This window comes from Mycobacterium sp. (genome assembly GCF_032162105.1).
GTDB lineage: Bacteria > Actinomycetota > Actinomycetes > Mycobacteriales > Mycobacteriaceae > Mycobacterium.
This window is the reverse complement of record NZ_JAVRPS010000038.1, coordinates 1-3,348: the sequence shown is the minus strand read 5'-3', so window position 1 is coordinate 3,348 and position 3,348 is coordinate 1. Positions and strand designations below refer to the sequence as shown.

At 67.1% G+C, this 3,348-nt stretch carries 3 protein-coding genes; 1 reads left to right on the top strand and 2 read right to left on the bottom strand.

The annotated features are described in order from the left end of the window. Positions 1–682: trehalose monomycolate transport factor TtfA (gene ttfA / locus QOC69_RS01695; protein ID WP_526435729.1), on the bottom strand; the 682-nt coding region annotated here is incomplete at its 3' end. 149 nt (positions 683–831) lie between these two features. Here ttfA and QOC69_RS01690 point away from each other — a divergent pair. Then, a complete protein-coding gene (locus QOC69_RS01690) occupies positions 832–1,170 on the top strand; it encodes a type II toxin-antitoxin system PemK/MazF family toxin (protein ID WP_526435727.1) in 339 nt (112 codons plus the stop codon). Positions 1,171–1,276: 106 nt separating this feature from the next. Here the strand turns inward: QOC69_RS01690 and QOC69_RS01685 are convergent. After that, positions 1,277–3,348, bottom strand: a 2,072-nt coding sequence (locus QOC69_RS01685; RefSeq protein ID WP_526435725.1) for an ATP-dependent Clp protease ATP-binding subunit, incomplete at its 5' end; no start/stop codon positions are given.

Here is a 3,348-nt window from a genome sequence, read left to right as displayed (position 1 = left end):
GGGCCACCGGGCGGCCAGGTGATCCGCCGCGCCGGGCGACGGCCTGGCCGGCAAGGCCGTTCTGGCCGGGCTGCGGGATCGGCGGCAACACGCGCAGCAGGTCGTTGAACTGCCGGACGGTGAGCAGGCCCTCGTCCCACTGGGCCCTGGTGCTGGTCACCGGCATGCTGATCAGCGTCCAGTTAGGCTCGTTCCACATGATCTCGGCGCAGTCGGGCGCCGCGTGCGCGAACGTCACCATGCGGCGGTCGCAGGCGCGGCGGGCGGCGTCGAGGTTGGTCGAGTACACCATCCGCGGACCGATGGCGCCGAGCAGCCAGATGTCGCTCTCGCGCGGCTCCTTGATGTCCTTGAGCCGCACGTCGACGACGACGTTGGTGCCGACCTTGCGGTGCAGCGCGATGACCGTCGCCACGTCCTCGAGATCGAAGATGAACACGGCCTCGCCGCGGATCTGTCCGAGCACCACGTTCTTGGCCGGTATGTCGCCGACCGTGGAGATCACGCCACGCTTCCAGCGCTTCACGATGTCGGTCGACTCGTGCTCGTAGTCGAACCCGTGGGACTTCGCCCAGGACTTACGGCGGCGCCCCAGACCGCGTCGACGGTCGATGTCGACGTACAACAACACGGCCGCACCCACGAAACAGAGTGCAGACAGCGTGAACCAGAGCGGGACCATTGCCCCTAGCCTATCTGCTAGAGGCAATGGTCTCCGAACTCAAACGGATCACAACCGGATCACGTACTCGGCAATCTGCCCGCAGCTAAGTTGAGCGAGCCGGACGAATGGGGCGAGCTGGCGTCGTGGCGGCGCGCAGCAGGCGCCTCGTGAGCGCGCTTCCTGCCCACGGGGAGGTGTGGTGGTCCGAGATTTCCGAGGTCGGCAGGCGCCCCGTCGTCGTCTTGTCCCGCGACGCGGCGATCCCCCGGCTTCGACGAGCACTCGTCGCGCCGTGCACGACCACGATTCGAGGGCTGGCCAGCGAAGTCGTTCTCGAGCCGGGTGAGGATCCCGTGCCGCGACGTTCGGCGGTCAACCTCGACTCGGTCGAAAGCGTCTCAGTCGCAGTGCTCGTCAGCCGCCTTGGCAGACTGGCCGACACCCGGATGCACGAGATCTGCTCAGCCCTCGAGGTCGCAGTCGCCTGCGATCATGCGGCGGGTTAGATCCGTCCCGTCAGACCACCGCGAGACACAAAAGGTCCCCGACACGCCGTGTATCGAGGACCTTTGCTGGAGCCGCGGCTTGCGCGGACTGCTCGCGGTGAAGCGCTCAGCCCAAAACCAGGCCGTCCCCGTCCGCGCGGACGTTGACCGGCACCACGTCGCCGTCGTGCACCTCGCCGGCCAGCAGCAGCTTGGCGAGTTGGTCGCCGATGGCCTGCTGCACCAACCGCCGCAGCGGCCGGGCCCCGTAGAGCGGGTCGAAGCCGCGATCGGCCAGCCACTTCTTGGCAGGCAGCGACACCTCGAGGATGAGCCGGCGCTGGGCCAGTCGCTTCTGCAGCTGGTCCAGCTGGATGTCGACGATCTGCACCAGTTCGTCGGGTTGCAGGGCGTCGAAGATCAGCACGTCGTCGAGGCGGTTGATGAACTCCGGCTTGAACGCCGCGCGCACCGCCGCCATCACCTGCTCCTCGGTGCCACCCGAGCCCAGGTTGGACGTCAGGATGAGGATGGTGTTGCGGAAGTCGACCGTGCGGCCCTGACCATCGGTCAGCCTGCCCTCGTCGAGCACCGCCAGCAGCACGTCGAACACGTCCGGGTGGGCCTTCTCCACCTCGTCGAACAACACGACCGTGTACGGGCGCCTGCGCACCGCCTCGGTCAGCTGACCGCCTTGGTCGTAGCCGATGTAGCCGGGCGGCGCACCGACCAGACGCGCGACGGAGTGTTTCTCGCCGTACTCGCTCATGTCGATGCGGACCATCGCCCGCTCGTCGTCGAACAGGAAGTCCGCCAGCGCCTTTGCGAGTTCGGTCTTGCCGACACCCGTGGGGCCGAGGAACAGGAACGAGCCAGTCGGCCGGTTCGGGTCCGCGACGCCGGCGCGGCTGCGGCGCACTGCATCCGAGACCGCCTGGACGGCCTTCTTCTGGCCGACGACGCGCCTGCCGAGCTCGTCCTCCATGCGCAGCAGCTTGGCCGTCTCGCCCTCGAGCATCCGGCCGGCCGGGATACCGGTCCACGCCGCAACCACTTCTGCGATGTCGTCGGGGCCGACCTCCTCCTTGAGCATGACGTTCTCTTGGGCTTGCGCATGAGGCAGTGCGGCGTCGAGCCTCTTCTCGATCTCGGGTATGCGCCCGTAGCGCAGCTCGGCCGCCTTGGCGAGGTCGCCGTCGCGTTCGGCACGCTCGGACTCACCACGCAGGGTGTCGAGCTGTTCCTTGAGATCGCGGACGATGTCGATGGCGTTCTTCTCGTTCTGCCATTTTGTGGTCAGTTGTGCCAATTTCTCTTGGTGATCAGCCAATTCGGCGCGCAGCTTCTCCAAACGGTCCTTGGACGCGTCGTCCTCCTCCTTGGCGAGCGCCATCTCCTCGATCTCGAGGCGACGCACCAGGCGTTCGACCTCGTCGATCTCGACGGGTCGGGAATCGATCTCCATGCGCAGCCGCGACCCGGCCTCGTCGACCAGGTCGATGGCCTTGTCGGGCAGGAAGCGCGAGGTGATGTAGCGGTCGGACAGCGTGGCCGCTGCCACCAGTGCGGAGTCGGTGATCCGAACGCCGTGGTGTACCTCGTAGCGGTCCTTGAGTCCGCGCAGGATGCCGACGGTGTCCTCGACCGACGGCTCGCCGACCAATACCTGCTGGAAGCGCCGCTCGAGGGCGGCGTCCTTCTCGATGTACTTGCGGTACTCGTCGAGCGTGGTGGCGCCCACCATCCGCAGCTCGCCGCGGGCCAGCATCGGCTTGATCATGTTGCCCGCGTCCATCGCCGATTCGCCGGTGGCACCGGCACCCACGATGGTGTGCAGCTCATCGATGAAGGTGATGACCTGCCCCGCCGAGTTCTTTATGTCGTCGAGGACGGCCTTGAGCCGCTCCTCGAACTCGCCGCGGTACTTGGCGCCTGCCACCATCGAGCCGAGGTCGAGCGAGACGACGGTCTTGTCGCGCAGGCTCTCCGGCACGTCGCCGGCGATGATGCGCTGGGCCAGGCCCTCGACGATCGCGGTCTTGCCGACGCCGGGCTCACCGATCAGCACCGGATTGTTCTTGGTGCGACGGCTCAGCACCTGCACGACGCGACGAATCTCGTTGTCGCGCCCGATGACTGGGTCCAGCTTGCCTTCACGCGCGGCTGCGGTCAGATCGGTGGAGTACTTCTCCAACGCCT